Consider the following 26,901-nt stretch of genomic DNA (forward strand, 5'->3'; position numbering starts at 1 on the left):
CATAGGTTCACCTAACACTTTTTTGGTCGGGCGCTCTGACGCATCGCCGCAGCGTCTCCTGCGCACAGCCGAAAGGGCCGGGAGCTGCGGCGCCGAAGCACCGCGCTTCCCGGCCCTCTGCGGGGACTGTCAGGCGGACTGAACCCGGCTGCGCAGCTCGTCGAGCTCCTCGCGGATGGAGGCCGGCAGGGATTCGCCGAAGCGGGAGAACCACTCCTCGATGTCGGCCAGCTCCTCGCTCCACTCCTGCGGGTCGACCTTCAGGGCGTCCTCAATATCGGCATCCGACACGTCCAGGCCGCTCAGATCGAGGGCCTCAGGCGTCGGGGTGTAGCCAATGGGGGTCTCCACGGCCTCGCCGCGCCCTTCGATCCGCTCGACGATCCACTTCAGCACGCGGGTGTTCTCAGCGAATCCGGGCCAGGCGAAGCCGCCGTCGCGGTTGCGGCGGAACCAGTTGACCAGGAAGATCTTCGGCAGCTTATCCGGGTCAGCCTTGCCTGAGACCTCCACCCAGTGGTTGAGGTAGTCGCCGGCGTCGTAGCCGATGAACGGCAGCATCGCCATGGGGTCCCGCCGCACTGTGCCGACCTGCCCCTCGGCGGCGGCTGTGGTCTCCGAGCTCAGCGTTGCACCGAAGAAGATGCCGTGGTTCCAGTCGCGGGACTCGGTGACCAGCGGCACGGTGGTCTTGCGCCGCCCGCCGAAGAGGATGGCGTCCAGCTTCACGCCGTTGGGCTCGAAGTACTCATCGGCCAGCATGTCGGTCTGGTCGATAGGTGTGCAGAAGCGGGCGTTGGGGTGGGCGGCCGGCCGCCCGGAATCAGGAGTCCAGTCATTGCCCTGCCAGTCCGTCAGGTGGGCCGGCGGCTCCTCGGTCATCCCCTCCCACCAGACGCCGCCGTCGTCGGTGAGCGCGCAGTTGGTGAAGATGGAGTTGCCCTTGGCGATGGCGCGCATCGCGTTGGCGTTGGTGTGCCAGCCGGTGCCCGGAGCCACACCGAAGTAGCCGGCCTCGGGGTTGACCACGCGGAACTCGCCGTCGGGACCGGGGCGGATCCAGGTGATGTCATCGCCGAGGGTTTCGGCTTTCCAACCCTCAAGCGTGGGATCGATGAGCGCAAGGTTGGTCTTGCCGCAGGCCGAGGGGAAGGCCCCGGAGACGTGGTAGCTGCGTCCCTCCGGACTGGTGAGCTTCAGAATGAGCATGTGCTCGGCGAGCCAGCCCTCATCGCGGGCCATCACTGAGGCGATCCGCAGCGCGTAGCACTTTTTGCCCAGCAGCGCGTTGCCACCGTATCCGGAGCCGTAGGACCAGATCTCCCGGGTCTCCGGGAAGTGGACGATGTACTTCTCCTCATTGCAGGGCCAGGGCACGTCCTGCTGGCCAGGCTCCAGCGGTGCGCCCACTGAGTGCACGGCGGGGACGAAGAATGCGTCCAGCTCCTCCATCTTCCGCAGCACATCGGTGCCGATGCGGGCCATGATCCGCATGCTGGCCACCACGTAGGCGGAATCAGTGATCTCCACCCCGAATTTGGGGTCGTCGGCCTCCAGGTGACCCATAACGAAGGGGATCACGTACATAGTGCGTCCACGCATGGCGCCGTCGAAGACACCTTGAAGCGTCTGGCGCATCTCGGAGGGGTCCACCCAGTTGTTGGTGAAGCCGGCGTCGCGCTCACGCTCGGAGCAGATGAAGGTCCGCGACTCGACACGGGCGACGTCGGCCGGGTCAGAGAAGGCGGCGAAGGAGTTGGGGAAGTCCGGGCTGGTCAGCCGGGTCAGGGTGCCGGCCTCGACGAGTTCGTCGGTCAGGCGGTCGTACTCCTGCTGGGAGCCGTCCACCCAGTGGACGTCATCGGGCTGAGTCAGCTCGGCGATGCTGCGGACAAAGTCGATCAGAGGCTGATGCCGTGTGGGGGCGTTCTCTGCGATCGCGGCAGAGAGGGTTTTGCCATCACCGGGCGCCGTTGCAACGGTGGTCACTGTGTTTCCCTCCATTGGGTACAGGTTGTTCGGCTCTGCCTCGCACCGGCGGCACTGATGCGCCACAGCTCAGCGCCCGGAACGCTGAAGCGCGGACCACGTTGTCCGCACCGGACTGTATGCGCATCTCACCGGTCGGCGGGATGAAGCAGACGTGCCCACTGTAACCGGGTTTCGTCACCGGCACATGGACGCATGCCGAAATGTGATGGATTTCACTCCGCATATCCAGGGCGTTCGCGCCGGCGGCAGGGATTTGCTGGGGGCGGTGCGGGGCTGTATAGTCGTCTAAGTCCACAACGCGGATCACTGCGATGTTGGAAGCCACGCGCCTATAGCTCAGCTGGATAGAGCGTCGGTCTACGGAACCGAAGGTCTGGGGTTCGAATCCCTATGGGCGCACAGATCTACTTGAACACAAAACCCCTGGTCAGAAGGCTAAACAGGCTGAAGGCTGGGGGTTTTCGCATGCTCTGGCGCGCTCGCCAGGTTTTTGGGGTTATAGGCCATAAACGTGTTGCTGGCTCGGGCGTGTCACGGCCTGCCGGTCCAGCCTTTGCGGGCCCAGAGTCCCGACATAGAGCCCGTTGGCTGAGCCGCCATGCTCACCGCCGGAAGCTGGGACTACGGCCCGAGGGATACATAGAGCAGGCCGCAACGGTCTACGGCTTGCGGCCCGATGGCCGGCGGAAGTAGCCGGGCTCAGTCGTAGATGCTTCCCCTGTGGTCTATCTCCACGGCGACAATCACCAGCGCTTCGCGCTGCACGTCCACCAGGACGCGCCAGTCACCGACTCTGAGTCGGTACAGGCCTACCAGTGGCCCGGCAAGAGGCTTCAGCCCATCGGCGGGATCGTCTAACTCTGTGAGCCGCTGAAGCTTCGAACGAATCCGCTTGGCTACCGGCTTATCGAGCTTCCCCAGCGCCTTATCAGCCCGGGGACCATAGCGAAGTTCCCACTTCGACATGCTCAGTCATCGAGCCCGAGACGCCGCCCCAGCTCTTCATCTGAGACGGTGGGCACCTCACCAAGCCGGATCGCTTCGACATGTTCCCGCAGCTCAGCAGCCTCTTCAAGCTCTGCAATGTGGGAAGTCACCAGTTCCCGGGCAAGCTCGCTCTTCGACTGGCCGGTACGCGCTGCAATGCGCTCTAGGCGTGCGTCAGTCTCAGGGTCGAAATCCAGGACGGTAGACATGTCAGGCTCCGTAGTTGTCAGACTCAGGTGTTCCTAGTGTCTCATCACCGGCATCACCGCGCCATACACAGCAGGGACTGCACCCGCGGGATTCGGCGGGCGCTTCAGCCCGCTAGTGAGCACACGTCCCGGAAGCACTCCAAAATAGTCACCCCTGCTACGCCCTGATGGGCGCTCTGACCTGAGAGTTCCGTGAACCGCCAGGTCAGCAGAACGCCCCGAACGATCTACGGAACCGAAGGTCTGGGGTTCGAATCCCTATGTACGCACCACTGAAGAAGCAAGATGAGGGGACTCGCCGGGCCATGTTCCCAAAGTCTCCCCACATTACTCCCAAGCGGCTCTTCCGCTGGCGGCCCGCCTACGGCTGATCACCCATGGAGATGCCGATCAGCGCCCAGTAAGGCGCAGACGTCGTGCTCGTGGGGCTCTCGGCTGTCCGCCCCAGCCCCTATGCTCAGTCTCACCGCACCCTGAAGGAGACCTGAGCAATGCCTGGGATGCAATCGAACTACGCCGCCCACGACGACGACGCACCGCCGGCGCGCAAGAAGACCCTGCGGGTCCTCACCGGTCTCGGCATCGTGGCCGCAGCCGCTGCCGCACTGGTGATGCTGGTGTCTGTCCTGTCACCCGGCAACGCACGCCCCGGAGCAGGCGACGCGGCCGCGCCAGCAGCGACGGCCGAGACAGCCGGCAGTTCCGAGGAGGGCTGCCTGACGGTCAGGAGCGCGCCACCGTAGCTGAGGGCGTTGACGTGCCGGACGGCTTAGATATCGACACCGTCTATGTGAGCGAAGGGCCCCCGCCGTTGACCCAGGAGCAGGTGGAGGCCCTCGATCCGGCGAACGAGTACGTCGTTGAATGCACGGACCCGGCCGCGCTGGAAGCTCACGCCGGCCGCGAGCCGGCCGGCTGGCCTCAGGACTGGGAACCCGGGGATCCGCTGCCGGACCCGGAATGCCATCCGGACTTCATCGAGGTCCACACATGGGATCGCTTCGAGGAGTTTCACGAATGCCGTGAAGGTATTGAAACCAGCACGATTGTGCGGACTCCCGAGATGACCGACCAAGCTGCCTATCGGGCAGCGTGGGAGCAGTCGCGGGCCCGCGCCACCTGGGAGCCGGAGCAGACATGTGAGGAGATGCTCTCCCACCTGAGCGACTAGGTAGCTGCGCCGCGGCAGCTGCGGCACGGCACGGGCGCCGCCGCACCTGAGGGCGGGCCGCACATCTGAGGCAGGGCGCCTCAACTGCCTCTGAATCCTCCTCAAGGCTGATGGCCACGCGCCCTGCGCGACCTACTGTGAATGCTATGAGTGGACCCCTGATTCCCCTGATCGCCCTCAGCTCTGCCGCCGGAATGCTCACCGCCGGCGGCTTGGATCCGGAGGACGACGTGGTGCGGGAGCTCGCGGTGGAGATCGAGCTGGATGACTCCGGCACCATGCACGTCACGGAGACCTACCAGTGGGATTTCGGGGAGCGGGAGGGCCTGGGGTTCTACCGCAGCCTGGTCCAAGAGCAGGAGGCCGACGACGGCGGCAGCTACCACTTCGAGTTCTCCGACTTCACCTTCGACAGCCCCTCAGGCGCCCCGGCGGAGATTGTGGAAGTCGACGAAGACGGCGACGAGCTTCTGCTCAGCCTCGGCGCTCCCGATGACTCGGATCAGACGCGCAGCGGAGTGCAGACCTACGAACTCAGCTATCAGGTTGACGGGGCCGTCCTGCCGGAGGGGATCAGCTGGTTCGCCGCCGGCCCCTCTGCTGAGGTGCCCCACGAACGGGTGGTCACCACGGTCACCGGCCCTGCAGAAATACTCCAGGCGCACTGCCGCCAGGGTGAGCCGGAGAGCCTCACCAGCTGCTCGGCCGAGCACGATGGCACTACCGTCACTCTGGTGGCCGAGGACCTCGCCCCGGGAGAGGGTCAAGTCGTTGAGGTCTCCTTCCCTGAAGGAACCTTCCCCGCCGATGCCGCGATCTACCGCGAACCCACCGCGCTGGCCCAGTGGGGCCATCAGATCGCCCCTGCAGCAGACCGCACGTGGTCTGCCGTCAGCTCAGTCTGGCTGCCCGGCGGCGCTGCGGCCGCGGCGCTGCTGGCTGGATTCGCCGCCCTGCGTCTGCGCCGCGGCCGGGACTGGCACTACCCGGATCTGCAGCCCGGGCAGCTGCCAACCCCGGACCAGCGGGACCAGCTGGCCACTGCGCGTCTGACCCACGAGCCGGAACCGCAGCTGCGGGCCGAGCCGCCGGCCGATCTGAGCCCGGTGGAGGCGGCCATGCTGTGGCACAAGAGCGCGAGCGCCCAGACTGCCGACCTGCTCAGCCTCACCGTGGTGGACCTTGCGGCTCGCGGGCACCTGTCCCTGGAGCAGACCACCCGGGGTGAGGATGATGCCGAAGACTGGCTGCTGCACCGCAGGGAGCCTGCCGGCGCCGATGAGCTGCGGTCCTGGGAGGCGGACCTGCTGGCCGGGATGTTCGCCGGCAAGACCACCGTCGTCGCCTCAGAGCTGGGTGAGGAGTTCCATTCGGCCCAGCAGGCAGCGGTCCAGGAGGTTCGCAAGAAGTTCGATGACCGCCGGCTGTTGGAGCGTCCTATGGCGGCGGTGGCGATGGACGGCTGGCTGGCCATCGCAGCAGCCGGCCTGCTGCTGGCAGGCTTCGTAGCCATCTTCGGGCTGGCCTCGCCCCTGCCGGACTCGGTGGGCTATCTGGGCGGCGTGGCTGCTGGATTCTTCCTGATCATGCTCATCATTCAGCTGTGCACCGCGCAGGCCACCACCTCACGCACCGCCCTGGGCCGGGCCTACTACGAGCAGCTGCGCGGGCTGGATCTCTACCTGCGCAGCAGTCGCAGCACCCAGGCCGACCAGCCCGCTGACCCGGCGCAGATCACCGCGCTGCTGCCCTATGCCATGGCTCTGGGTCACGGCGAAGAGTGGGGCCAGCTGATGGATCAGCACGCCAGCGACGTCCACGGCGGCTCTGTGACCGGAAGGAGCACCGGGGGGCTGAATTCCGGGTCCTGGGCAGTGCTGATCGCGACGCTGCCCAATTCAGTGGGAGCCGCCCATGCGGGTTCCTCAGCCGGCGCCTTTTCCGGCGGAGGGTTCAGCGGCGGCGCCATGGGCGGCGGAGGTGTGGCCGGCCGCTGAAGCCCGCCCGGCTAGCCGGCCGGAGGCTCCTCAGCGGGGCGGAACAGGCGCAGCTGCGCGTCCCGGCCGTCCAGCTCGGCCCAGTCGCCGTCGTACTCAAACAGCGCCAGTCCCGCCGGCGGCCAATGCTCAGCCATACTCAGCACGGCCGTCTCATCCGAGTCCACGCTGGCCAGCTCCATGCTCAGCTGCTGGACGCCGGGCATATGCGCAATGACCAGCAGCGTCTGCACCGTCTCCGGGGTCTGGTTGATCACCGAGCACATGGTCCGCGCGTCGGCCAGATAGAGCCGGTCCTCCAGCGAGGGGGTGGCAGCCTTCTCCCCCAGCTCGGAACCGATCCAGATGCAGGTCTGCCGGGTCCGCATGGCGCCGGAGACGATGGTCATCTCCGGCCAGGGGCCGTGCTCGGCCAGCCAGCGGCCGACGTCGCGGGCTTGGTGCTGGCCCCGAGGGGTCAGGGTGCGCGCGTGGTCGTCTCCGGTGAAGCTCTGCCCGGCCTCGGCGTGCCGCAGGATCAGCAGGGTCTTGCTCTCAGGCATGGGTGTCAGCAGGCAGCCTGGAGTGTCTCAGATGGAGTATTCCGGAGCCGCCCAGACGGTGACCTCCGGGTGCTCGTAGAAGCGGTAGCCCTGGCCGCGCACTGTGCGCACCGTATTGGCCAGCCGGCCCAGTTTGGAGCGGAGCCGCCGGATGTGCACGTCGATGGTGCGCTCGTTGGGCATCTGGTCGACGTCGACGTTGCGCCACAGGGTCTTCAGCAGCTCTTGGCGCCCCACTGTGCGCATGGAGTTGTCCACCAGGTAGTTCAGCAGCTCGAACTCCTTGTACGTCAGGTTCAGGCTTTCGCCGTCGAGCTTGACCTCCCGGCGGGCCAGGTCGATGAGCACTCCGGAGTTCGAGGGGGCGGCCGGGGCCGGCTGCTGCAGCGGGGTTTCTCCGCTGCGCTTGGTCACGGTGGGGTCGCCCAGTGCTTGGCGCACCACCTCCAGATCGGTGCCTTCGGCGGCGGCGGAGGCCATGGCCATGGCGATGTGCACCTGAGACTCCGGGGCGATGTGCTCCACATAGTCGCGCAGTTCGGTGGCCATCCGGTGCAGGGATGTACCCGCAGCCGAGGCGGTGTCCTCATCCAGGCCCACGTAGATGACGAATCCGCGGGCCACTACGTCCGGGGGCACGACCTGCCCGGGGCCCTGGGGGCCGACCACCGGCATCGGAGCAGTCTCCGACTGGCCGCCGGACGCGCGCCTGCCGTTTGCGGAGCCGTTGCGCATGCGCCGAGCCAGCTCAGCACGCCGGGCCGCGTTTCGCACGGAAACGTGGACGTACCCTGGATTTTGGGCCTGACTCAGCGGTGCGGACATATGAATCGTGACTACTTTCCTGGCTTGCGGCCGGGCGGTTGGGCCCTCTCAGCATGTCCGTAATATTTGACGAACGCAAGTAACATAAGCCCAAATATTCCGGATAGTGAGATATGCGCGCCCAGGTGTGATATTTCCCACCTGCTATTCGGCCAGGCCGTAGAGCCTGTCCCCCGCGTCGCCGAGGCCCGGGACGATGTAGGCGTTCTCATCGAGCCGCTCGTCGATGGCGGCTACGTAGAGGCTGATGTCAAGGTCGCTGACTTCGCGTTCGAGCCGTTCGATGCCCTCCGGGGCGGCCAGCAGGCAGATGCAGGTGACTTTTGCCGCTCCGGCGCGCTTGAGGAACTGCACCGCCTCAGCCAAAGTCCCGCCGGTGGCCAGCATCGGGTCCAGCACAAAGACGTGCCGGCCGGTCAGGTCCTCGGGAAGCCGCTCCGCATAGGTGACGATGTCCAGCGTCTCCTCATTGCGGGCCATCCCCAGGAAACCGACCTCCGCAGTGGGGATCATGGCGGTCATGCCGTCGAGCATTCCCAGCCCGGCGCGCAGAATCGGGACCACCAGGGGCTTCGGACCGGCAAGCCGGGTGCCGGTCATCGCAGCCACCGGCGTCTGGATCTCCACCGGCTCGGTGTCCAGGGTTTCGCTGGCCTCATAGGCCAGCAGGGTGACCAGCTCCCGGGTGAGGTCCCGGAAGGCGTTGGAAGTGGTCTCCACCCGGCGCAGCTGGGTCAGCTTGTGGTTGATCAGGGGGTGCTCCACGGCATGTACACGCATGGCCACCAGCCTACCGGCGTGCAGAACCGGCCGACGCCGGCGGGCCGTAGTCTTGTCTGTATGCAGTTCTCCGTCCGGGACCCCGCCGCTCAGCATGAGCTGATCGGCCGCTGCCTTCAGGAGGCCCGCCGCTGCGCCGACTCCCAGGACGTGCCGGTGGGCGCGGTGGTGATCAGCCCGGACGGACGCATCATCGGCCAGGGGCACAACACCCGCGAGCGCGACGGCGACCCCACCGGGCATGCCGAGCTCAACGCGCTGCGTCAGGCCGCAGACCAGGTGGGCACATGGCAGCTGCCTGGCTGCAGCCTGGCGGTGACGCTGGAGCCGTGCCCCATGTGCGCCGGGGCGATCAGTCAGTCACGGATTGCCGCGGTGATCTTCGGCGCCTGGGATGAGAAGGCCGGTGCGGCCGGCAGCGTGTTCGATGTGCTGCGCGAACCGCGGCTGAACCACTGGGTGGAGGTCCACCCGGGCGTGCGCGCACAGGAGTGCGCTCAGGTGCTGCGGGACTTCTTCACCGCCCGCCGCTGAGCAGGTGGCTGCACCCGGCAGCACGGATGCGCCGCGGCGGCTCGGTTATTCACCGGTAGGCGCGCTCGTAGGGGCCGGGGATCTCCTCGGGGTGGTGTCCGAGCTGCCGGGCTGCTTCCAGCGGCCAGTGCGGATTGCGCAGGGCGGCCCGTCCGATGAGCACGGCATCGGCCTGACCGGTGCCCACTATGTGCTCGGCCTGCACGGGATCGGTGATCAGCCCGACGGCGGCCACCGGGACGCCGGTCTGTTCGCGGATGGCCGCGGCCAGGGGGACTTGGTATCCCGGGCCGGTGCGGATCCGGGCTGGGGCGTTGCCCCCGCTGGAGACATCGATCAAGTCCACACCGTGGTCCCGCAGCCAGGTGACTACCTGCACTGTGTCCTGCACATCCAGTCCGTCCTCAACCCAGTCGGTGGCCGAAACCCGCACCAGCAGCGGCACCTTCTCCCCCACGCGCGCCCGGACGGCGTCGACCACCTCCAGCAGCAGCCGGGCTCGGCCGCGCAGGTCACCGCCGTAGTCGTCGTCGCGGAGATTGCTCAGCGGGGAGAGGAACTCATGGATCAGGTACCCGTGGGCGGCGTGGATCTCCAGCAGGTCGAAGCCGGCCTGCACCGCCCGCTGGGCCGCATCGGCGAAGGCCTGCACCACTGCGGCGATCCCGTCGCCGGTGAGTGCCCCCGGCTCGGCCAGTCCTGGATACGCCACAGCCGAGGGCGCCAGTGTGCTCCATCCGCCCTGGTCAGCGGTAAGGCTTCCGCTGCGCCCCTCCTCGCCGAAAGGTCGGGCCGTGGAGGCCTTGCGGCCGGCATGGGCCAGCTGGATGCCCGCCGCAGCGCCCTGGGCGTGCATCAGATCCACCACCGGCTGCAGCTTCTCTGCCTGCTCGTCGTTCCACAGCCCGGTGTCCTGGGGCGAGATCCGGCCCTCCGGGGTGACGGCGGTGGCCTCCATGATCACTGCTCCTGCTCCGCCGCGAGCCAGCGAGCCGAGGTGAGCCATGTGCCAATCGGTGGCCATTCCGTCGCAGGCCTCGGCGGAGTATTGGCACATCGGGGGGATCCAGATCCGGTTCCGCACGGTCAGGCTGCGCAGGGTGATCGGCTCGAAGAGCTGTGGCCGCATACAGGGGTCCTTTCCGGGAGGTGGACTCTCAGGCCGGGAGTTCGGCCTTCCGCAGGTGAGCAACGCGCACCAGCCCAATTCATTCCTGACCCGTCCTCGGGGTGGGCTGGCTCAAGAACCGCGGCGGCGCGTCGGCGTCGGCGGAGCTGATAGGATGGGTTGTCGCGTTTTCGCGCACAGGTGGAGTGTCCGAGCGGCCGAAGGTGCAGCACTCGAAATGCTGTGTAGGGTAACCCCCTACCGTGGGTTCAAATCCCACCTCCACCGCCAAGTCGATCGACGTGCGAGCCCTCGCCAGGTCACCTCCTGGCGGGGGCTCCTTCCTCTCCCGAACTGGTGGGCTGCCGTAGGCTGAACGGCTATGAGCATCACCGTGGTGGCCGTCGGCAAGAAGCACGAATCTTGGGTCACTGAGGGCATTGAGCGCTATGCCAAACGGCTGCGCAGACCCTTCGACCTGCGCTGGAGGCTGCTGCCGCACTCGTCCAAAGCCGACGACGCCGCCCGCGCCGAGGAGTCCGCAAAGATCCTCCGGACTCTGCGCCCGAACCAGCATGTGATCCTGCTCGATGAGCGCGGAACCAACCTCTCCTCCCCCGCCCTGGCCAGCCACCTGCAGAAGCAGTTCGACTCCGGCCGCGAGGTGGTGCTCGTCATCGGCGGGGCCTACGGAGTCAGCTCCGAGCTCAGCAGCCGCGCGGATTTCACCTGGAGCCTCTCCAAGCTGGTCTTTCCCCACCAGCTGGTGCGGCTGATCCTGGCCGAGCAGCTCTACCGCGCCCAGGAGATCGCCGGCGGCAGGCCCTACCACCACAGCTGAGGACGAGGTCGCCGCAGGACATCGGCACCCAGTGGAACAATAGGGTGCTGTGGAGCAAGAGCAGCCCGTCATCGGCATCCTCGGCGCAGGCCGCGCCGGCACCGCGATCGCCCGCACACTGCTGGCCGCCGGCATCGCCGTGGACATCTGCTCCACTCGAGCACCGAAGGCGCTGCGCCACCACCTGAAGATCTACGCTCCCGGAGCCCAGGCGGTCTGGCCCGCCGAGGTGGCCGACCGAACCCGCAGATTCGGCCCCGGCACGGTGGTGCTCGCCGTCCCGCAGGAGGAGCTCGATGAGGTCGAGCCCGAATGGGCGGCCGGATGCGTGCTGATCGATGCGACCAACCGGTGGCAGGACGAGCTGCTGCCGGGCTGGCTGCAGGCCGCCGTCGACGAGCAGCTGCCTACCTCCATGGCCATCGCAGGCCGGTTCGCCGACTCCCGCGTGGTCAAGGCGCTGAACCACATCTCCCACCATGAGCTTCCCGAAGCAGCCGAACCGGACCTGCCGCTGGCTCAGCGCCGCGCACTGGCGGTGGCCTCTGATGACGACGACGCCCGCGGGCTGGTCATGGGGCTGCTGGTGCGCGCTGGGTTCGACCCGGTCTCAGTCGGCGGCCTTCCGGCCGGTCGACTGATGGAGCCCGACGGCCCGCTGTTCAACCGTCCGCTGCGCCGCGACGATATTCTGCGCGCCGCCGGCTGAGCCCAGCTGCCCGCGCTGTCCGGGCACGGCCGTAGGCTTAGAGGGGTGAGCGCACTGGCGAAGTTCTCCGAGCCGACGCGGACCTGGTTCTCCGCGTCCTTCGGCGCGCCCACCGCCGCCCAGGAGGGAGCCTGGGAGGCCATCTCGCAGGGACGCAATGCCCTGGTGGTGGCTCCCACTGGGTCGGGCAAGACCCTCTCGGCATTCCTGTGGTCGATCGACCGGCTGATCACCTCCGGGCAGGCCGCCGACGGTCCCGGAACCCGGGTGCTCTACATCTCCCCGCTGAAGGCCCTGGGGGTGGACATTGAGCGGAACCTGCGCAGCCCCCTGGTGGGCATCGGGCACACTGCGCGGCGCCTGGGCGCCGAACCAGCCGAGATCAGCGTAGGAGTGCGGACCGGGGACACTACCGCCAAGCAGCGCCGCGATCTGGTCCGCACCCCGCCGCATATTCTGATCACCACCCCCGAGTCGCTCTACCTGATGCTCACCTCCCAGGCCAGGCAGACTCTGCGCAGTGTGGAGACCGTCATCGTCGATGAGATCCACGCTCTGGCCGGCACCAAACGCGGGGCCCACCTGGCGCTGTCCCTGGAGCGCCTCGACGAACTGGTCACCGCCTCGAGGCCCCCGCAGCGAATCGGGCTGTCCGCCACCGTGGAGCCGCACCAGGAGGTGGCCCGGTTCCTCGGCGGCACCAGCGCAGTCGACGTCGTCGCCCCCGCAGCGCAGAAGCAGTGGGACATCACCGTGTCCGTGCCGGTGCCGGATATGGCCTCCCCCACCGCGGATCCGCCCGCCGGCGGAGAGGCGGGCCAACCCCTGCAGCCGAGCATCTGGCCGCATGTGGAGCACCGGGTGGTCGACCTGATCACCGCCAACCGGTCCACCATCGTCTTCGTCAATTCGCGCCGCCTGGCGGAGAAGCTGACCGGCCGGATCAATGAGATCTGGGCCGAGCGCAGCGGTTGGTCCGCTGAAGCCGATCTCACCGGAGAGCCCGAACCGGAGCAGCCACCACCACTGGCGCGGGCCCATCACGGATCGGTCAGCAAGGAGCAGCGCGCGCTGATCGAAGATGAGCTGAAATCCGGGCGGCTGCGCTGCGTGGTGGCCACCAGTTCGCTGGAGCTGGGCATCGATATGGGAGCTGTGGACCTGGTCATCCAGGTCGAAGCTCCGCACGCGGTCTCCGCCGGACTGCAGCGCATCGGGCGGGCCGGCCACCAAGTCGGCGAAGTCTCGGTGGGCTGGTTCTTCCCCAAGCACCGTGGGGACCTGCTGAGCACCGCAGTGGTGGTCGAACGCATGCTCTCCGGGCGGATCGAGGCGCTGCGGGTGCCGAAGAACCCGCTGGACGTGCTCGCCCAGCAGACCGTGGCCGCCGCGGCGATGGACACCCTCGACGTCGAGCAGTGGTTCGAGACCGTGCGCCGGTCCGCGCCCTTTGCGAGCCTGCCCCGCTCCGCCTATGAGGCTACCCTCGACCTGCTGGCCGGGAAGTACCCCTCCGACCGGTTCGCCGATCTGCGGCCGCGGATCATCTGGGACCGCGACGCAGGCACCATCACCGGCAGGCCCGGGGCCCAGCGGCTGGCGGTGACCTCCGGGGGCACCATCCCGGACCGGGGGCTGTTCGGGGTCTACCTGGTGGGCGCGGAGGATTCACGCACCGGCGGCCGACGCGTGGGCGAGCTGGATGAGGAGATGGTCTATGAGTCCCGGGTCGGCGACGTCTTCGCCCTCGGGGCCACCAGCTGGCGGATCGAAGAGATCACCTTCGACCGGGTGCTGGTCTCCCCTGCCTTCGGACAGCCGGCCTCGCTGCCGTTCTGGCACGGTGACGGGCTGGGCCGGCCTGCCGAGTTGGGCCAGGCGCTGGGGGCGTTCACCCGCCAGCTGGCCGCCGGAGGGGACGACGTCGGGCCCCGGCTGAGCGGACTGGGGCTGGATGAGTGGGCCCAGGAGAACCTGCTGCGCTATATCGAGGATCAGCGCGAGTCAGCCGGGGCGGTGCCCACCGACACCACACTGGTGGTCGAACGCACCACCGATGAGCTGGGCGACTGGCGGATCATTCTGCACTCCCCCTACGGGATGCAGGTCCACGCCCCGTGGGCACTGGCGGTGGGCGAGCGCCTGCACGAACGCTACGGGCTGGACGGGGCGGCCTTCGCCGGCGACGACGGCATCGTGCTGCGCGTGCCGATGATGGACGACGATCCGCCGGGAGCCGAACTGTTCCGCTTCGAACCCGAGGAGCTGGAGGAACTGGTAGTCCGCCGGGTCAGCAGCTCCGCGCTGTTCGCCGGCCGGTTCCGGGAGGCAGCGGCCCGGGCGCTGCTGCTGCCGCGGCAGAACCCGGGGCAGCGCACTCCGCTGTGGCAGCAGCGTCAGCGCTCCTCGCAGCTGCTGGAGGTGGCCCACGAGTTCCCCGACTTCCCGGTGATCATGGAAACGATGCGGGAAGTCCTCCAGGACGTCTACGATCTGCCGGCCCTGGACGAGCTCACCCGCCGCATCGACCAGCGCCGCGTCAAGCTGGTGGAGACCACCACCGTCGCACCCTCCCCATTCGCCCAGTCGCTGCTGTTCGGATACATCGCTCAGTACCTCTATGAGGGAGACTCTCCGCTGGCGGAGCGGCGCGCGGCAGCACTCAGCGTGGATCCGCGCCTGCTCAACGAGCTGCTCGGCCGGGTGGAGCTGCGCGAATTCCTGGACCTCGCGGTCATTGAGGAGGCCGAGCAGCACAGCCAGCGCCTGACCGACTCCACCCGGCTGACCGGTGCAGAGGGCGCCGCCGACCTGCTGCGGCTTCTGGGGCCGCTCAGCGCCGAGCAGCTGGGACAGCGGCTGAACGCGGAGAGCGGCGATGCCCCCGCCGGCCCGGCCCAGGCCGAGCAGTGGGCGCAGTCGCTGGTGCAGGCTCAGCGGGCGTTCCCTCTCACCTGGCAGGGGCAGCAGCGATTCGCGGCAGTGGAGGACGCTGCCCGGCTGCGCGACGGGCTGGGGGTCAATATTCCTCCCGGCATTCCGCAGACCTTCCTGGAGCCGGTCGAGGACCCGCTGGGAGACCTGGTCGGCCGCTATGCGCGCACCCACCGGCCCTTCACCGCCGAGCAGGCCGCCGCCGCGCTGGGACTTCCGCAGCCGGCCGTCACCGAGGTGCTGTCCCGGCTGAAGGACGAAGGCCGCGTGGTCGAAGGGCTGTTCTCCCCGGACCGTCAGGTCAGCGCCGAATATGTTGATGCTGAAATGCTGCGCCGGATCCGGCGGCGCTCCCTGGCAGCGCTGCGCGCCGCCGTCGAACCTGTCCCTCCCCGGGCCTATGCCCAGCTGCTGGCCGAATGGCAGTCGGCGGCCCCAGGGCATCAGGTCTCCGGGACCTCCGGACTGGCCGAAGTCTGCGCTCAGCTCTCCGGGTTTCCGGCGCCGGCCAGCGCCTGGGAGAGCCTGATCCTCCCTGCGCGGGTCAGCGACTACCGCCCCGAGATGCTCGATGAGCTGCTCAGCTCCGGGGAGGTGCTGGCCTTAGGGCACGGCGCGCTCACCGGGCACGATGGTTGGGTGGCGTTCTATCCGGCCGAGGACGCTGAACTGCTGCCGGCGCGCCAGGCTGATTCCGGTGGCGACGTGGCCGCAGACGTCCTGGAGGTGCTCGGCCGCGGGGGTGCCTGGTTTCCTGAGGCAGTCTCCGCTCAGCTGGAGGGCACCGATGCCGAGCAGGTGCGCCAGGTGCTCTGGGAGCTGTTCTGGGCCGGGCATGTGCATCCGGACACCTTCGCGCCGCTGCGCAGCTTCATGAGCACCGGCACCACCGCCCACCGCAGACGCAGCCGCCCGGCCCGCAGCGCCCGCACCTCCCGCAGAATGGCGCTGCGCCAGGCAGTGCGCGCTGCCCGCGGAGAGCAGGCCCCGGGCTCCGGTGCGGCCTCGGGCGCTCCCGGGCGGTGGCAGCTGGCCCCGCAGCACAGCAGCCCGGGCCCGGCCAGCCCCACAGAGGCCGCCCACACTCGGGCGGAAGTCCTGCTGGACCGCTACGGTGTGGTGACCCGCGGCTCCGTGGTCGCCGAACAGACACCGGGCGGATTCGCCGGGGTCTACAAGGTGCTCTCCGCCGCCGAGGAGGCAGGCCGCATCCGCCGCGGCTACTTCATCGAAGGCCTCGGCGCCGCACAGTTCACCGCCTCGGCCACCATCGACCGGCTGCGGGAGATCTCCGAGGCCCTGGAGAACGCCGACGCCTCACCGCACCGGGGACGGGCGGCAGAGGCCTTCGCACTGGCCGCAGCCGATCCGGCCAATCCCTATGGAGCCGCCCTCGACTGGCCGCAGACTCAGACCTCGGCACGGCCCGCCCGCAAAGCTGGAGCCGTCGTCGTGCTGCTCCGCGGAGAGCTGCTGCTGTATATGGAGCGCGGTGGCAAGACCATGCTGCTGTTCACCGAGGACCCCGAGCAGATGGACTTAGCCGCCCGTGCCCTGGTGCAGCGGCTTTCCCAGGCCCGCACCGGCCGCCTGGCGGTGGAACGGGTCAACGGTGAGCCCGTGCTGGGCCACCGGTTCGCCCAGTCGCTGAAGGACGCCGGCTTCGACTCCTCACCCTCGGGGCTGCGGTTCAGCGGATAGTCCCCCGGAGCATCTCATCGGCGAAAGTTCACCCTTGCGGAGCCAGCCTCCGCTAGGCTGGCATCCATGATTCTCTGCCTCCCGTTTCTGATGTTCCAGGGCCGCGCCCAGGAAGCCATCGATCTCTACCTCGAGACATTTCCCGACGCCGAGCTCCTGGAGATCCTGCACCACCCCGAGGGCACCGAGATCTATGATCCGCAGACCCGTACGGAGAGCACCACGGAGGACGACGACGAGCCGCAGGACGACGACGCCGGGGCGGAGGACCAGCACGGCCCGGAGGACGGCGAGACCGCGGACGCAGATTCTGCGGAGGCAGATGCTGACGGGGCGCAGCAGGATCCCGGGCCCGCTCAAGACGAGGACGAAGACGACGACGCCCCGGCAGATGAGGAGCCGCAGCGTTTCGACGACACCGCGGCGATGGAAACCGTGGTGGACTGGGAGACCACTCTGGTGGCCACCGCCCAGCTGAAGATCGGCGGTCAGGTGCTGATGATCCAGGACTCCCTGGTCAAGCGGGACTTCGACTTCACCCCCTCGATCTCGGTGGCAGTGGTGGTGGACACGGAGGAGGAATTCACCCGCATCACCCACCGGCTGGCTGAGGGCGGGGAGTTCCTCATGCCCCCGGATGTCTACGACTTTGCCGCGAACTTCGCCTGGGTGCGGGACCGCTTCGGGGTCACTTGGCAGATCAACCAGCCGGCCGCCCCCGACCCGGAGGATACCCAGTCTGCGGCCAACGTGGCCCAGGCCCAGGCCCCAGACTGGAGCTGACCCGCCGCCGTGGGGCAGCGCTCACCCTTGCCGGTGCGCGACGGCGTCAACGCCACCCGCCTGCGCGTGCCGCAGACCGGCCCGTGGGAGACCATCCACGACTATGTCCTGGCGACTTTCGGGCACCTGGACCCCGCTGGGATCACCGCACGTTTCCACGCCGGAGAGGTGGTCGACGCCGAGGGCAATCCGGTCAGCGTCACCACCGGCCTGGGTGAGACCGACTTCATCTGGTACTACCGCAGTCTGCCGCGGGAGGAGCCGCTGCCGGTCCGCGAGCAGATCCTCTTTGAGGACGATCACCTGCTGGCAGCAGATAAGCCGCACTTTCTGCCGACCACCCCCGCGGGCCGCTATGTGCGGGAATCGCTGCTGGTCCGCCTGCGCGCCTCCACCGGTCTGGACGATCTGGTGCCCATTCACCGGCTGGACCGCGGCACCGCCGGAGTGGTGCTGTTCTCCAAGAACCCGGAGAGCCGCGGAGCCTATCAGACCATGTTCGAGGACCGCCGGGTGCATAAGACCTATGAATGCGTCAGCGCGCTGCCTGCCGGTATGCCCGCCGATCAGCTGGCCAGGCGCTTCCCGGTGACCGTGCGCAGCCGCATCGAAAAGACCAAAGGCGTGCTGGTCAGCCAGTCGGTGGCCTACCCGGTCTCCGAGTCCGGAGGCCGGCCGGAGCTGCGCCGCAGACCCCGCCGCGGCAGACGGCGGACCCGCGCGGTGCCCGGAGCCAACGCATCCTCCTCGATCCAGCTGCTGGAGACCGGGACCAGCCCCAGCGGCCTGGCGGTCGGCCGCTTCGGCCTGACCCCGCACACCGGTAAGACCCACCAGCTGCGCATCCACATGGCGCTGCTGGGACTCGGTATCCTCCACGACCGGTTCTACCCGGAGCTTGCACCGGATGCGCCCGATGACTTCGCCGCACCGCTGCAGCTGCTGGCCGCCACGCTGAGCTTCACCGATCCGTTAAGCGGCCAGCCCCGCCGCTTCGCGTCAGCACGTAGACTGGCCGAGGCCCCCGGACACCACCTCACCGCGGGCTGACCAGGAGTTTTCATCGGCACGAGAGGGGATGCATGGTCGAGCTCCTCGAGGAATGGGGAGACCTGTACCTGCCGCTGCAGGCGCTGGCAGTCGCACTGACGGCATTCGTGCCGCCCTTCCCCTCAGAGATCATGGTCATCGCCTCGGGGGCGATGGCCTCCGGAGACGCCCTGTGGCTGCCGGCGGTCCTGCTGGCCACCACGCTGGGATGTCTGGTCGGGGACGTGGGGCTCTATATCCTCTTCCGCTACCAGTTGATCCGGCTGATCTACCGGTGGCGGTGGGGCCGCCGCCTGCACCGGATGATGCTGCGCGCCGCGATCCGTGCCGGCAAGGCCACCACCTGGATCGGGCTGCTGCTCATCCGATGGGTTCCCGGCGGCAGGTCGGCGTCAATGGCCACTGCAGGCATGATGCGCATGCCGTGGCCCAGACTGCTGCCGCTGAGCGTCGCCGGCGCTCTGATCTGGAGCGCTTGGCTGGTCGGCTTAGGTTACATTACGGGAACAACTACCGGACTTCCCCCCTTGGCGAGCACTGTGACGGCCATTGTTATCGGTACCCTGGTGGGGTTGACCGTCGCCGTGCTGGCCGCAAGGCGCCGTCGTGCTCGCGCTCAGGATTGAGTGCAAGCATCGTGGGCCGACCGGCCTGCCCGCGCACCTGCAGACCGTGACGATCCTCGAGGGGAGGCGGAGTTGAGCAACCAGGCACGAACTGAGGACACCTCGCCCGCCTCCGCTGAGCAGCCTGACAGCCCTGAGCAGCAGCACTCGCCTGAGCAGCACGACTCGACTGACCAGCACGATTCCGCGGCGCCGTTGGAGAATGGGGAGCCCCAGGAGCGGGAAGAGGCTCACCCCGCCGGCGATGCGCCCGAATCCGACAAGGCAGAGATCACCGCTGCGCCCGAAGACGCAGCAGACAGCCCGGCCGAGCCGGATGCCCCCGCCGAAGCAGAGAGCCCCGCCGAGCAGGGTGCCCCCGCGGAGCCGGCGGCCCCCACTGAGGCAGACAGCCCCGCCGAACCAGATGCCCCCGAAGCTGCAGCCGCTTCTGAGGACTCGGCCGCTGCAGATCAGGCACCCGACTCCGCGGACGACGAGTCCGCCGAAGGCGAGGATGCCGCAGCATCGGAGGACTCCGCTGTGCCGCAGACGTCCCAGCCTGCCGGCGAGCAGGACCGCGGACTCAGTGGGTTTCTGGACACTCTGGATGAGCGGGTACGCGCCTGGTGGTCCGGCCGGAAGACCCGTCGGGAGCAGGCCCGCGCAGCCGTGCCAGGTCGGCACGCCCAGCGCCGTACGGAGCGGGCCGAGGCCACCGGACCCGCTCCTGCCCGCACCAGCACTGGTGCCTCCGGCACGGCAGGACTGGTCCCCCCGCAGTCGGGCGCTGATGCGGCTGGGACCGCCGCGCCGATGACCGGCCGTATCCCGCTGCCGCCGCCCCCTCCGCCGGAGCAGCGCCATCCCGGGCAGCTGTTCACCGGCGCGATCCCGCTCATCTCCACCCCCGAGGCCGAGCCCCAGTCGCCGCCCCCGCCGGCGTCTGAGCTGCCGGTTCGGGACTCCGTCGCCGACCAGGTGCCCGGCACCGCGGCAGATGCCGCAACCGACCAGCACGTGCCGCCGGCCTATTCTGCTGCTGAGCTGCCGCCGGAGCCCGAGCTGCCCGCCGATCCTGAGGCTACCGCTGTGCTGCCGGCCTATCGTGCCCCGGAGGCGCCCCGCCCGGCGGAAGCCCCCAACGCCGCCGAGGAATCACAACAGACCGGCGCACCGGCTGACACAGCCGCAGCCGGCAGCACCGCCAGCCCCTACCCCGCACCCGCGCGCCCGCCACGGGTGCGCCGCGCTCTGGACGACCAGCGCCGCCGCGAGGTCATTGTGCAGAAGGCCCGCGCCATCGAAGACGCCACCGCGGCGTACGGACCCCGCCCCTACCCGGAGTTCGCAGATGAGGAGGAGGACCTCTACACCTATATCCCTCCCTACAATCTGCCCTCCCGGGATCCCGATCCGGAGCCGACCCGCACGGACCTCTACCGGCGGATCTATGTCACCATCGGGGCCGCGGCGGCGGTGATCTGCACCCTGTGGATGTTCGGCCTGTTCGGCGGCGGGGCGGATGAGCGGCCGCCCATACTGGGCGGAGGCGGGCTGCAGGAGGCCTATTCCTCCGGATGGTTCTCCGGTGAGCAGGCGCTGCTCTCTCCCGACTACAACTACTACTGGCTCTGGCCGGTGATCGCCCTCGGTCTGCTGGTCCATGCCGGCTTCCAGTGGACCGCAACTCAGGAATCCACACCGCGGCAGCGGCGCTCCGGCTGGCTGGTGGGCACCGCCGCGCTGCTGATGCTGCCGGTCACCGCCGGGCTGCACCACGGTCTGTTCACCCTCACGCTGCTGGCCAGCGCCGCCATCGCCGTGCTGCTGCTGGACGCAGTCCGGCAGTTCAACCTCTACACCGCCCGCAGCACTGTGGAGCGCCGGTTCACCGATGGAGTGGTGGGCCTGTTCTTCGGCTTCGCGCTGGTGCAGGCCATGTCCGCCGTCTCGGTGTGGCTGACCCAGCGGGGCTGGGACATCCCCGGCATACCGGCTCTGCTGTGGGCCGGTATCGGGCTCTTCGGCTGCGTATGGATCGCGGCGTTCTACTCCATGACCGAGCGCGGCCGCATCACCATCGCCCTGGGACTGGGTTGGGGCATGTTCTGGCTGATCTTCCCGCGGCTGCTCGCCGAGGTCACCAGCGTCTGGGTGGCCATCGGAGCCGCCATGGGTGCTTTCATCGTCATCCTGTGCACCCAGTCGCGCCGCCACCGCATCAACCACGCCGAGCGCCGCGCGGCCATGGGCCGGCCGCTGGAGGACATCATCTGAAGCGCCTCCCCTTCCCACGGCGGCGAGGTGCCTTATGCGCCGCCGGTTCCGGTGAGGCATGATGGTGCCATGTCTGTGCGCACTCCCGACCCGAACCCCGGCTGGCTCAGCGAACAGGACCTCTACGAGGCTCGCAGGCGCCTGCCGATGGTCTATGTGGAGGCCATCCCGGTGCGCCTGGACGCGCTGGGATACGTCACCGAGATCGGACTGCTCTACACCGCCGACGACGACGGCCGCTTCTACCGCACCGTGGTCTCCGGGCGGGTGCTGTACCGGGAAACCATCCGTGCCGCACTGATCCGTCACATTGAGAAGGACCTGGGGTCCCTGGCGCTGCCGCAGCTGCCGCCGTCGCCGGCCCCGTTCACCGTGGCCGAATACTTCCCCTACCCCTCGGAGACCGGACTGGTCGATGACCGCCAGCACGCAGTGTCGCTGGCCTACATAGTCCCGGTCAATGGGGAGTGCTCCCCACGCCAGGACGCTCTGGAGCTGTCCTGGCTGACCCCGCAGCAGGCCCTCTCCCCGCAGGTGCAGGCCGAGTTCGTCGGCGGACGCGAACAGCTGGTCTGCCAGGCCCTGGCCCACCTGGGCCACACCGCATAGCAACAGCTGCCCTAAGACCTAAGGATTGCACTGATGACCACCCCCGCTCCGGAGAAGTCTTCGGCCCGGCGTCGACGCGGCCCCAGCGGCGCAGCCGCAGACCGGCCCCAGCTGAGGCTGGGTGCAAGCGGATGGATCGTCTCCTGGCTGCTGCCCACCGCGCTGATGGGCGCTCTGCTTCTGGGGCTCTCCTTCGTGCCGGGACTGAACCAGGACGGCTTCCTGGCCCCGCTGATCCCGCTGCTGGGCGCAGCCGCCGTCGTCGTCGGCATCCCCGGCACCCTGCTGGTCAGCTGGCTGCTGCGGCACCAGCTCAACCCGGTGATTCATGTGCTCGGCTACGTGGTGGTGGGGCTGCTCTACGGTCCGGTGGTTCTGGTGCCGGGGGCGGCGGGACTGATGCCGCTGCTGGTTCCGCTGGTCGGCTTCCCCGCCGGCATCCTGCTGGGCGCCGGGCGATGGATCGCCCAGCCGCTTGCCCGGACGCAGCCGGCAGAATCCCAGGTGTAGGCAGCCCCGACGGAGCAGGCTCGGGCGGCGCCGTTCACACCGCCCGAGCCACAGGGGACGAGCGTAAGCCTTGAGCCGTTGCACCGAAACTCAAGGGGCTCCAGTCCATACCTGTCTGAGTGCACCGTTACTGCACTGCACCAATAGATTCTGGGAGCTGAGCCGACACCTGCCTAGTCAACTTTTGTCTAGAGATTCCCAGGAACGCTCCTGGTCAGCGCGCCCGCCCGTGGAACCGTCAGGCCTTCTTCATCCGATCGACGCGCACCCGCCAGCGGCCCTGCTCATCAAAGCCGAACTCCGCAGCTCCGCCGAAGGCAGCCGCACGGTCCTGCACACCGATCAGGCCGGCGCCGGAGCGGCTCCAGCCGTCCAGCTCCGACTGGTCCGCTGCGACCGTATTCGTCACGCACATGGTCACGTGCTCAGAGCCCACGTCGATCTCGATCCAGCACTGCGCCCCGGCCCCGGCGAACTTGACCACATTGGTGGTGCACTCCTGCAGCATGCGGTACAGCGCCGCGCTGGCCGAGCGGGAGAGCGAACCCAGGTCTCCGGTGATCCCACGGTGAACAGTGATGCCCAGACTCTGCAGGCTCTCCGCGAATGATTCGCAGCCGCGGCGAACATCCAGCTCGCTGGCCGAGGAGCTGACCTCGTCGTCGACCACATCTTCATTCTTCAGCAGGGCCAGCATGCGCCGCAGATCGTTCAGCGCCTCCCGGGAGGACCGGCCGATCACCTGCACGGCCTCCCGGTAGGCCTCCTCGGTGTCCTTCATCTGCGCAGCCCGCGCCTGCATAGCGATGATGGTGATGTCATGGGCCACGATGTCGTGCAGATCCCGGGCGATCGACTTGCGCTCCGCCGCCACCGCCTTGCGGTGCCGCTGCTCCAGCTGCTCCAGCTCCTGGCGGGTCTGCAGGCGGGCAGTGGTCGCCCGGCGGAAGGCGCCGCCGATGGCATAGGCCACCAGCACCGCAATGCTGATGCCGAAGAACGCCAGCGTTCCGGTGAGCGGATCGTCCAAACCGACGGAGACCAGAACCGTCCAGACGATCATGAAGACCAGCGTGCCGCGGCGGAACCGCGCAGTGGAGGTCAGCGACGTCAGGCCGGTCAGCAGCACCGCCAGGGTGACCGAATAGGCCATCCCGTCCACAAAGAGGGCCATCACCAGCACCAGCAGCCCCGGAGGGACCGCGTAGGTGACGCAGACCCACAGCAGCATCACGCAGCCCACGGAGAGCGCCCCTGCCACGGCCAGACCCAGCGGGATCTCACGGTCTGCGGTGAGCTCGTAGATCACATCGGTGCCCAGGCCGATTCCGCAGGCCAAGGTCACCACCACCAGCACCCATTTGTTCAGCTGTCGGCAGGACCAGAAGCCGCCGGCCTCGAACTCCTCGGCCACGCTGCGCAGCGGTTCGGGTGTGGACGGCATAGGGGGAAGTGTAGATCCCCTCTCCTGAACGCTCCCTGGAAACCTTCAGGATATGTACAGTCAGCGATGGCTGTTCGGCATAGGATGGGCACCATGACCGTTGATGGGCAAAATGCTGACACGGAGTCTGGTGAGTCCCGGTGGGACTCGGCGGCTCCAGTCCGCGTACTCATCGCCGATGACCATCCGGTGATGTCCACCGCGCTGCGCACCTATGTGGACTCCACCTCTGGGATGCGCTGCGTCGGTGAGGCCCGCAACGGGGACGAGGCTGTGCGAATGTGCGCCGAGCGCAGTCCGCATGTGGTGATCATGGATCTGCACATGCCCACTATGGACGGCATCGCCGCCACCAAGGCCATCCGTGCCGAATTCGCTGAGGTTGCCGTGCTGGCGGTGACCACATTCTCCACGGAGCGCTATGTGATTCCGGCGCTGCGGGCCGGGGCGGGGGGCTACATCGTCAAGGACGCCGAGCCGGAGGAGATCATCCAGGCCATCCGTGAGGTGCATGAGGGCCTGGCGCCGTTCTCCCCCGCTGTGGCGCACCAGCTGATGGTCTCGGTGAAGAACGACCCCTCCCAGCTGCGGTCCGCCCTGGCCCGGTTCCCGGAGGCCCCAAGCATCCCGGAGCGGGAGCTGCAGTGTCTGCAGCTGCTGGCCAAAGGCTGCTCCAATGCGGAGATCGCCTCGCAGATGATGGTCTCTGAGGCCACCGTGAAGGTGTATATGGGCCGGCTGATGAAGCGGCTCGAGGTCCGGGACCGGGTGCAGCTGCTGATCCGGGCCACCGAGCTCGGTGTGGTGGACCCCTCGCTGAACTGCCCCCGGCGGCCTCCGCAGCATTAGTGACTCTCGGGTAACATGTGAGTCATGGCACAGGAGTACGACATCGTCACCCCCTTGGACCTTGACTACTACGGCGTGTTCGCCGATATCGACGAAGCAGACCGCGCCTGGTGGCAGCGGGCCCGTGAATTCACCACCGGAGTGGAGGAACGGATGATCGGCCACTGGCAGCGGGAGGAGTATCCCACGGATCTGGTGCAGCAGGCCGGTCAGCTGGGGCTGCTCACCGACGGGGTGGACGTCAGCTCGCTGGGGATGAAGCCGATGTCCGGCATGGCGGCAGGGCTGCTGAATATGGAGACCTCCCGGGCAGACGGTTCCCTGGGCACTGCGCTGGCGGTCCAAGGCGGACTGGCGCTGCGGACCCTGATGCTCTTCGGCTCCGAGGCCCAGAAGGCCCAGTACGCCGAGGGGATCGCCACCGCCTCCGTGCTGGGGTCCTTCGCGCTGACCGAACCTGACCACGGCTCGGACTCGGTCTCCCTGGAGACCACCGCCACCCTGCACGGCGACGAGCAGAGCGGCCACTATGAGATCCACGGGGCCAAGAAATGGATCGGCAACGGGGCCTCCGGCGGAGTGACGTTCACCTGGGCGCGGGTCTCCGGCGGCGAGTTCGACGGCCAGGTCCGCTGCTTCCTGGTGCCCCAGGAGACGCCCGGCTACCGGGCGGAAGTCATTGAGGGCAAGGCCTCGCTGCGCGCCATCCACCAGGCGCTGATCCGCTACGAGGGAGTCACGGTCCCGGCCGATGCTGTGCTGCCGGGCAGCCGCAGCTTCAAAGATGCGGCCACTGTCCTGTTCGCCACCCGGCTGGGCGTGGCCTGGTCCGCGGTGGGCCACGCCGCCGCCTGTGTGGAGTCCGCACTGAACTACGCGAAGCAGCGCAAGCAGTTCTCCAAGCCGATCGGTGCCCATCAGCTGGTGCAGGAGCGGCTGAGCTGGATGGTCTCGGAACTGACCTCGATGCAGCTGCACGTCAAACATGTCACCGAGCTCGATGCCGCCGGCCGGCTCTCCGGCCCGCAGGCGTCTATGGCCAAGTACCACAACACGCGCAAGGCCCGGCAGATCGCCCAGACGGCCCGCGACTTGCTCGGCGGCAACGGCATTCTGCTGCAGAACAAGGTGGCCCGGCATATGGCCGATATCGAGGCCATCCACACCTATGAGGGCACCGAGTCGGTGCAGTCGCTGATCATCGGCCGCGACCTGACCGGCTACTCCGCCTTCGCCTGAGCCCGAGCGCCAGCGGCCGGCAGGCGACCTGCCTCAGCCGCGCCGGTAGAACGGCGGTGTGACGACCTCGAAGTCCTGCGGCCGGCCGCGCAGGTCCACCTGCACTGCGGTGCCCGGCTCGGCGTGCTCCACGTCCACATATCCCAGGGCGATGGCGTGGCCCAGGGTCGGGCTGGGCGCCCCGGACGTGACCTCCCCAATCGGGCTGCCCTCGCTGCTGGTGATGGTGTAGCCGGTTCGGGCGGCGCGCTTGCCGGAGCTGACCAGCCCGACCAGTCGCTGCCCGGTGGTCTTGCCCAGGCCGCGCTCCTTGGCAGCCTGCAGGGCAGCGCGGCCCACAAAGTCCTCCTCCTTGGAGAAGGCCACCACCGGCAGCCCCGCTTCCTGCGGGGTGCGCTCGGTGGAGAGCTCATTGCCGTAGAGCGGCATCCCGGCCTCCAGGCGCAGCGAGTCACGGCTGGCCAGTCCGCAGGGCACCAGTCCGTAGTCGGTGCCGGTCTCCATCAGCGCCCGCCACAGGGCACCGGCCCGGTCGTGCGGGAGATACAGTTCGAAGCCGTCCTCACCGGTGTATCCGGTGCGCGCCAGCAGGATCTGGTCGCCTCCGATGGTCACAGTGGTCTGGGCGTAGTAGGGCAGCTGCTGCACCAGGAAGGTCTCATCGGCCCGCACCACCGAGGAGATGATGTCCTCAGAAGCCGGTCCCTGGACGGCGATCAGGCTGATCGCCTCCGATTCGTCCCATATCTCCACGTCGAAGCCGTCGGCGCGTGCGCGCAGCTCAGCGGCCACCCGCTCCCGGTTGGCGGCGTTGGGGATCACCAGGTACTCAGCGGGTTCGATCCGGTAGCTGATCAGATCATCGAGGATGCCGCCGTCGGCATTGCAGATCAGCGAATACTTGGCCCGCCCGGGTTCGACGCGGGCCAGGTTCCCCACCAGCGCGGTGTTCAGGAACGTGGCGGCGTCGGGACCCACCACGCGGACCTCCCCCATATGGGACAGATCGAAGATGCCGGCCGCTGAACGCACAGCCCGGTGCTCGGCCAGCTCCGAGGTGTACTTCAGCGGCATCCTCCACCCCCCGAAGTCGGTGAAGGTCGCACCGAGAGCCTCATGCTCAGCCGTCAGGGGGGTCTGTTTCAGATCAGTCATCGCAGTCACTCGCGTTCCTCATAGGGCTTTCGGGAATTCATAGGGCT

24 protein-coding genes and 2 tRNA genes are annotated in these 26,901 nt (G+C 68.3%); 17 read left to right on the forward strand and 9 right to left on the reverse strand.

Translation table 11 applies throughout. The features are described 5' to 3' along the window. Positions 1-129 precede the first annotated feature (129 nt). Positions 130-1,989 (reverse strand): phosphoenolpyruvate carboxykinase (GTP), encoded by a 1,860-nt coding sequence (locus Q1K09_RS01730; RefSeq protein ID WP_300342688.1) that lies wholly within the window; start codon positions 1,987-1,989, stop codon positions 130-132. A gap of 328 nt (positions 1,990-2,317) precedes the next feature. On the opposite strand from Q1K09_RS01730, the gene Q1K09_RS01735 reads away from it, so the two are divergent. Further along, positions 2,318-2,391 (forward strand) — tRNA-Arg (locus Q1K09_RS01735). Positions 2,392-2,691: 300 nt separating this feature from the next. On the opposite strand, the gene Q1K09_RS01740 is transcribed toward Q1K09_RS01735, so the two are convergent. Continuing rightward, positions 2,692-2,958, reverse strand: coding sequence for a type II toxin-antitoxin system RelE/ParE family toxin (locus Q1K09_RS01740; RefSeq protein WP_300342689.1), 267 nt, complete (start codon positions 2,956-2,958; stop codon positions 2,692-2,694). Positions 2,959-2,960: 2 nt separating this feature from the next. After that, positions 2,961-3,188: a ribbon-helix-helix protein, CopG family gene (locus Q1K09_RS01745; RefSeq protein WP_300342690.1), complete on the reverse strand. Its 228-nt coding sequence runs from the start codon at positions 3,186-3,188 to the stop codon at positions 2,961-2,963. Between the two features lie 491 nt (positions 3,189-3,679). Here Q1K09_RS01745 and Q1K09_RS01750 point away from each other — a divergent pair, with 491 nt between their 5' ends. The 3 genes from Q1K09_RS01750 (at position 3,680) to Q1K09_RS01760 (ending at position 6,356) form a co-directional block, all read left to right on the forward strand. Next, a complete protein-coding gene (locus Q1K09_RS01750; RefSeq protein ID WP_300342691.1) occupies positions 3,680-3,931 on the forward strand; it encodes a hypothetical protein in 252 nt (83 codons plus the stop codon). Between the two features lie 14 nt (positions 3,932-3,945). Continuing rightward, complete coding sequence (locus tag Q1K09_RS01755) at positions 3,946-4,359, forward strand: hypothetical protein (RefSeq protein ID WP_300342692.1); 414 nt, start codon at positions 3,946-3,948, stop codon at positions 4,357-4,359. A gap of 146 nt (positions 4,360-4,505) precedes the next feature. Continuing rightward, a complete protein-coding gene (locus tag Q1K09_RS01760) occupies positions 4,506-6,356 on the forward strand; it encodes a DUF2207 domain-containing protein (RefSeq protein ID WP_300342693.1) in 1,851 nt (616 codons plus the stop codon). 11 nt (positions 6,357-6,367) lie between these two features. On the opposite strand, the gene Q1K09_RS01765 is transcribed toward Q1K09_RS01760, so the two are convergent. From Q1K09_RS01765 to upp, 3 genes are all read right to left on the reverse strand, one after another. Then, entirely contained in the window at positions 6,368-6,898 is a 531-nt protein-coding gene (locus Q1K09_RS01765; RefSeq protein WP_300342694.1) for a histidine phosphatase family protein, read from the reverse strand. 27 nt (positions 6,899-6,925) lie between these two features. Beyond that, positions 6,926-7,723: a winged helix-turn-helix domain-containing protein gene (locus Q1K09_RS01770; protein WP_300342696.1), complete on the reverse strand. Its 798-nt coding sequence runs from the start codon at positions 7,721-7,723 to the stop codon at positions 6,926-6,928. A 144-nt stretch (positions 7,724-7,867) separates the two neighbouring features. Continuing rightward, positions 7,868-8,503 (reverse strand): uracil phosphoribosyltransferase, encoded by a 636-nt coding sequence (gene upp / locus Q1K09_RS01775; protein ID WP_300342697.1) that lies wholly within the window; start codon positions 8,501-8,503, stop codon positions 7,868-7,870. Positions 8,504-8,563: 60 nt separating this feature from the next. Between upp and tadA the strand changes: the two genes are divergently transcribed. Next, a complete protein-coding gene (gene tadA, locus Q1K09_RS01780) occupies positions 8,564-9,037 on the forward strand; it encodes a tRNA adenosine(34) deaminase TadA (RefSeq protein WP_300342698.1) in 474 nt (157 codons plus the stop codon). Between the two features lie 49 nt (positions 9,038-9,086). Here tadA and Q1K09_RS01785 read toward each other — a convergent pair whose 3' ends face one another. Next, the gene (locus Q1K09_RS01785; protein ID WP_300342699.1) at positions 9,087-10,166 is read right to left on the reverse strand and encodes an NADH:flavin oxidoreductase/NADH oxidase; all 1,080 of its coding nucleotides are present in this window, start codon (positions 10,164-10,166) and stop codon (positions 9,087-9,089) included. Between the two features lie 179 nt (positions 10,167-10,345). Here Q1K09_RS01785 and Q1K09_RS01790 point away from each other — a divergent pair. From Q1K09_RS01790 to Q1K09_RS01835, 10 genes are all read left to right on the forward strand, one after another. Further along, positions 10,346-10,436, forward strand: a tRNA-Ser gene (locus Q1K09_RS01790). 91 nt (positions 10,437-10,527) lie between these two features. Beyond that, positions 10,528-10,986 carry a 23S rRNA (pseudouridine(1915)-N(3))-methyltransferase RlmH gene (gene rlmH / locus Q1K09_RS01795; RefSeq protein ID WP_300342700.1) on the forward strand — a complete coding sequence of 153 codons (459 nt, stop codon included), beginning with the start codon at positions 10,528-10,530 and terminating at the stop codon, positions 10,984-10,986. A 49-nt stretch (positions 10,987-11,035) separates the two neighbouring features. Next, positions 11,036-11,695: an NAD(P)-binding domain-containing protein gene (locus tag Q1K09_RS01800; RefSeq protein ID WP_300342701.1), complete on the forward strand. Its 660-nt coding sequence runs from the start codon at positions 11,036-11,038 to the stop codon at positions 11,693-11,695. Between the two features lie 45 nt (positions 11,696-11,740). Continuing rightward, positions 11,741-16,330, forward strand: a complete 4,590-nt coding sequence (locus Q1K09_RS01805) for an ATP-dependent helicase (RefSeq protein WP_300342702.1) — start codon at positions 11,741-11,743, stop codon at positions 16,328-16,330. Between the two features lie 66 nt (positions 16,331-16,396). Further along, positions 16,397-17,113: a VOC family protein gene (locus Q1K09_RS01810; protein ID WP_300342703.1), complete on the forward strand. Its 717-nt coding sequence runs from the start codon at positions 16,397-16,399 to the stop codon at positions 17,111-17,113. 9 nt (positions 17,114-17,122) lie between these two features. Further along, on the forward strand, positions 17,123-18,163 hold the full coding sequence (locus tag Q1K09_RS01815) for a pseudouridine synthase (RefSeq protein ID WP_300342704.1): 1,041 nt from the start codon (positions 17,123-17,125) through the stop codon (positions 18,161-18,163). A gap of 32 nt (positions 18,164-18,195) precedes the next feature. Then, positions 18,196-18,789 (forward strand): VTT domain-containing protein, encoded by a 594-nt coding sequence (locus Q1K09_RS01820; RefSeq protein WP_300342705.1) that lies wholly within the window; start codon positions 18,196-18,198, stop codon positions 18,787-18,789. Positions 18,790-18,861: 72 nt separating this feature from the next. Continuing rightward, positions 18,862-21,048 (forward strand): hypothetical protein, encoded by a 2,187-nt coding sequence (locus Q1K09_RS01825; protein WP_300342707.1) that lies wholly within the window; start codon positions 18,862-18,864, stop codon positions 21,046-21,048. Between the two features lie 69 nt (positions 21,049-21,117). After that, complete coding sequence (locus tag Q1K09_RS01830; protein ID WP_300342709.1) at positions 21,118-21,657, forward strand: NUDIX hydrolase family protein; 540 nt, start codon at positions 21,118-21,120, stop codon at positions 21,655-21,657. A 33-nt stretch (positions 21,658-21,690) separates the two neighbouring features. After that, positions 21,691-22,167 carry a hypothetical protein gene (locus tag Q1K09_RS01835; protein ID WP_300342711.1) on the forward strand — a complete coding sequence of 159 codons (477 nt, stop codon included), beginning with the start codon at positions 21,691-21,693 and terminating at the stop codon, positions 22,165-22,167. A gap of 238 nt (positions 22,168-22,405) precedes the next feature. Here the strand turns inward: Q1K09_RS01835 and Q1K09_RS01840 are convergent, their stop codons facing one another. Next, positions 22,406-23,611: a histidine kinase gene (locus Q1K09_RS01840; RefSeq protein ID WP_300342713.1), complete on the reverse strand. Its 1,206-nt coding sequence runs from the start codon at positions 23,609-23,611 to the stop codon at positions 22,406-22,408. Positions 23,612-23,704: 93 nt separating this feature from the next. Between Q1K09_RS01840 and Q1K09_RS01845 the strand changes: the two genes are divergently transcribed. Together Q1K09_RS01845 and Q1K09_RS01850 are read left to right on the forward strand one after the other, a co-directional pair. Further along, complete coding sequence (locus Q1K09_RS01845) at positions 23,705-24,460, forward strand: response regulator transcription factor (RefSeq protein ID WP_300342715.1); 756 nt, start codon at positions 23,705-23,707, stop codon at positions 24,458-24,460. 24 nt (positions 24,461-24,484) lie between these two features. Beyond that, the gene (locus tag Q1K09_RS01850) at positions 24,485-25,699 is read left to right on the forward strand and encodes an acyl-CoA dehydrogenase family protein (RefSeq protein WP_300342717.1); all 1,215 of its coding nucleotides are present in this window, start codon (positions 24,485-24,487) and stop codon (positions 25,697-25,699) included. Positions 25,700-25,732: 33 nt separating this feature from the next. On the opposite strand, the gene gcvT is transcribed toward Q1K09_RS01850, so the two are convergent. Continuing rightward, positions 25,733-26,854 carry a glycine cleavage system aminomethyltransferase GcvT gene (gcvT, locus tag Q1K09_RS01855; protein ID WP_300342718.1) on the reverse strand — a complete coding sequence of 374 codons (1,122 nt, stop codon included), beginning with the start codon at positions 26,852-26,854 and terminating at the stop codon, positions 25,733-25,735. Positions 26,855-26,901: the final 47 nt, after the last annotated feature.

This window comes from Nesterenkonia sp., assembly GCF_029265375.1.
Lineage (GTDB): Bacteria > Actinomycetota > Actinomycetes > Actinomycetales > Micrococcaceae > Nesterenkonia.